This is a genomic window from Nocardia heshunensis, assembly GCF_054782115.1.
In genome coordinates, this window is the sequence record NZ_BAAGTC010000080.1 from 1 (window position 1) to 3,532 (window position 3,532).

Sequence of the window (3,532 nt, forward strand, 5' to 3'; positions counted from 1 at the left end):
ATCGAACTGATTGGCAAACTTAATCCGCCGTCCGTCAGTATTCTTGAGTAGTTGCTTCATCGTCTTTATTTCCACGGTCTGAAACCTCCCTTCTTCATCAGTGATTCGAGTTCGTACCTGGTCTTATCAATGCTGTGATCGTTGCCATCAGGATAGCCAGCCTTGAAGTTGCCGTTAGGGTCACGGGCTAGTTCATAGCTAGTAAACTCTCTGGCAGTGTTGGGGCAACGAACGGGGTCAATAACAATCTCACGTAAGTCCTGTAGCCACTTAAAGCCATGCTCCCGGCTACCAGGCCCTTTGCGAGCACCAGCAACGTTCAGTCCATAGTCTCGGAACTCAGCGATGGTACGTGGCTCTGCAGAGTCAGCAGTGATTAAGCCGTTCATTGGATTAAGCTTCTTAATGGCTTCCACAGCTTCTCGGTTTGTCATGCCAACGCTATAGATTTCGTTAAACAAAAAGACCCGGCGTCTGGCCGCGTCCCAATATGCATCCCCATAAGCCAGTGGATCGTGTGCAAACCCGAAGTCCATGCCGTGATAGATTTTATCGAAGTGACTAATCTCTTCATCAGTAATTTCTCGGATAGTGAGGTTGCTGAAGACTTCGGCGCCCGTCCCGGTAACCTCACCCAGATATTCATGAGCGTAGGCCTTTGGATTGTCCTTTTTGAGCTGTTCAGCATCGGCCAAGAATTCCTTGCCAAGCCAGCTTCTTGGTACTGACAAGTAATCAGATGTGTGTACCAAGGTGTCATTTCGTCGGCCTTGCTCCTCCCTAGCTTGGTTGACCCAAGAATTGACTGAGGCCGGAGGATTGTAACTGTAGAAAGTAACGATATCTGAACCACCACGGTTCAATGACTGGTTTATATTCCGAATTTCTTTGAAGCCTTTAAAGTCAGCGACTTCTTCAAAGTGCTTAAACTTCGTGTAGCCATGCCGGAATTTCTGCGATTTAATCTTCTCTGGCTTATCAGCACCCTTGAAGCGAATCTGCTGACCAGTGGGGATGTAAGTTAGTTGCATTGGGCTCACCGAGTCTGCCCACAGATGAGAGACGCCCAAGGTATCAATCGCCCATAGGTACTGGTCATATACCGATTCACGCAAGTTAGAAGCGTATCGCCGCATGACTACCGCGTTGGCGTCCGGGTCCTTCATGATGCCTAAGACTATTTCAAGCGAAATAAAAGAGGACTTGGTCGACCCACGTCCTCCTGATAGCCAGTAATTTGAATGTTGGCGGTGCTTGATGTCTTGATGCAATTGGTAGAAGCTTGGCGCCATTGAGTGAGCAAGACTGATTCTAGCCATCCTCATCACTTCCGGTGGGGATGTCATCTGCAATCTGCACGGGACCAACTGTTGCGGTTACATCACGCTTCTCCGTCCACATAGCGTAACGCTTGCCGAGAAGTTCGGCCGCTTTAACCCGATCCTTGGCACCAACTTCCACATCGGTATAGATTCCCTTAGCAGTTGCCACTGACTCGGTTTCCTCACCACGCATGGTAGCGGTGAGGTATTCCAAAATTTCTTGCTGGTCAGCAATCTTCCCATCAGAAATCTCTTTCCGTCGTGATTCGATATAAGTAGCGATTGCAGGTTTTTGCAGGTTCTCGGCTCCAATTGAATGGGCACTTCGCTTTGCATAACCCGCTAATTCAGCGGCCTGCGTTGCATTGCCACTAATAATATATTCGTCAGCAAATTTCTGCTGTTTTACTGTTAGTTTCTGCATTTCGCAGACCTCCTCTATCATTTACTTTTTGCCATAGCAATTTTGAACGTTTCAAGACCTGTTTGTGGGTCTAATTTAAATGCATGCCCGGTCATGCTTCCCAATGAAATATTCGTCCCCTTTTCGGGAACTGCATCCAACAGTGCAATTCTAACTTCTCTCTGATACCTGTATTTATTCCTTTTTAAAAAAATAACATTTTCAGGAGTGTCCTGTAATTCCTGAAAGGTAATATTCTGAGGAGCTTTTTCATCATAGTACCTAACGCTTCGTAGCTGTGCATGATAATTATGCGTCATTACTTCATCCAAACGTTTCATCAACCACTTTGCGTCAATAATTATCGGTACTCTACTCTTATTGTTACTCAGCTTTTCTAGATCCTTAATAACATCAGGCTTAATAACAAATTCTCCTCGATCTGTCGCTTCATTGTAGGCATCAAGTTTGAAATCATGTACAAAATCAAGATTAGCCATTGAAACGATTCCTTTTTCCTTCACCCATTCTGGCGTAACCTTTACCTGAACTTGAGGCCTGTTTTCCTCGGAATTGTTAAAGGATATCTTTTTACCATCTATGAGTAATGAATATCCTGGTTCCGTCATATCAAGATTGAGTACCCGACTTCCTTCGTAAGAATCCGCAATGGCATCATTTCCGTCTTCCAGGTCAATAAAATACCCTAATTGCGAAAAATGGATTACACCTTTATCAACGAAATCATCCGCATATTCTTCATCGAAATACTTCAATATACAACCTGCTCTATATTCCGCCATAATTCACATTATTCTCCCTACTTAGTTATAGTCATCTATAATTAAGCATAACAAAACCCCAGCATTACTGCTAGGGTCAGTCTGAAGGAGATGTATAGTGTTACAAATCGGATAGACGGAATCGAACCGTCACCTTTTGGGTTCTTTTTATCACCGGCCACCCACGCTCTACCATTAAGCTATACTCGATCAACATCGCGGGTGAGAATTTGCACCTCACATATCCACACTGGAACACCCGCTGAATCGTGTTCGCTCTCGAACCGGGCACGTCTACCTATTCCGCCACCGCGATACTTGAATCTATCTCACACTACTATAGTAACTCTTTAATTCGGCTATTTCTGGACACCTGTTCGGCGCGTTTTGGACATATCGTTAAACGCATCAATCCCAAAGATCATAATTGACAGGTCGTCAATCGCCTTGCGTTCGTCCCGACGAATGGTCTTTTCATCGACTTGATAGAAATCGGCCAATTGCAATCGCGTCTGCTTACCGTCAATCAGATAGAGCTTCTTAATCACGCCATACCGACGCTGGTCTTCAAAAGTCCCAGCTGTACAAATCTCCCGGTACCGCGTAAGAATATTATTGACGAATTCCATCATTTCCTTGGACCGAACCCGATACCCAAGAAGTGAGTACAAACTCCGCTCATACTGTGACAACGGCACATCTTCATCTACCTCTGGCAATTCGACCGTCAAGTGGTTCTCTAAGAGCTGGTAATGAGACAGCAGCGACTTCGTATTCCGCAACTCTTCCTCGGACTCAATTTTAGAGAAGTTGTGTCCCCCGGTAATCAGTCCGTCTACAATCTTACCAATCGTTTCATCCGATAGTTCAATCGCCATTCACAAGTACCTCCCTAATCACTGCATTACGTTCAGCAGTGGACAATCGATGGTAAGCTACCCGCACCGTATTGGGCCACCGTTGAAAGTGGTTGCTCATCCACATCATGGTTCGAATAATATCGCTACACTGATCATCGAAGACGG

4 protein-coding genes and 1 tRNA gene are annotated in these 3,532 nt (G+C 45.4%); all 5 read right to left on the reverse strand.

Features of this window, described 5'->3' with window-relative positions:
* Window positions 1-65: 65 nt before the first annotated feature.
* Complete coding sequence (locus tag ACYVN4_RS45305; protein WP_460730543.1) at window positions 66-1,346, reverse strand: PBSX family phage terminase large subunit; 1,281 nt, start codon at window positions 1,344-1,346, stop codon at window positions 66-68.
* Window positions 1,312-1,746 carry a terminase small subunit gene (locus ACYVN4_RS45310; protein ID WP_125685997.1) on the reverse strand — a complete coding sequence of 145 codons (435 nt, stop codon included), beginning with the start codon at window positions 1,744-1,746 and terminating at the stop codon, window positions 1,312-1,314. The genes ACYVN4_RS45305 and ACYVN4_RS45310 overlap by 35 nt, the downstream gene beginning before the upstream one ends.
* 17 nt (window positions 1,747-1,763) lie before the next feature.
* Window positions 1,764-2,528 (reverse strand): hypothetical protein, encoded by a 765-nt coding sequence (locus ACYVN4_RS45315; protein ID WP_125685998.1) that lies wholly within the window; start codon window positions 2,526-2,528, stop codon window positions 1,764-1,766.
* Between the two features lie 106 nt (window positions 2,529-2,634).
* Window positions 2,635-2,717, reverse strand: a tRNA-OTHER gene (locus ACYVN4_RS45320).
* A 149-nt stretch (window positions 2,718-2,866) separates the two neighbouring features.
* Window positions 2,867-3,385: a hypothetical protein gene (locus tag ACYVN4_RS45325; RefSeq protein WP_125685999.1), complete on the reverse strand. Its 519-nt coding sequence runs from the start codon at window positions 3,383-3,385 to the stop codon at window positions 2,867-2,869.
* Between the last annotated feature and the right edge of the window lie 147 nt (window positions 3,386-3,532).

Bases quoted from the DNA above. Each gene is read 5' to 3' on its own strand.
- ACYVN4_RS45305 (WP_460730543.1), bottom strand. From the start codon at position 1,346: ATGACATCCCCACCGGAAGTGATGAGGATGGCTAGAATCAGTCTTGCT.
- ACYVN4_RS45310 (WP_125685997.1), bottom strand. From the start codon at position 1,746: ATGCAGAAACTAACAGTAAAACAGCAGAAATTTGCTGACGAATATATT.
- ACYVN4_RS45315 (WP_125685998.1), bottom strand. From the start codon at position 2,528: ATGGCGGAATATAGAGCAGGTTGTATATTGAAGTATTTCGATGAAGAA.
- ACYVN4_RS45325 (WP_125685999.1), bottom strand. From the start codon at position 3,385: ATGGCGATTGAACTATCGGATGAAACGATTGGTAAGATTGTAGACGGA.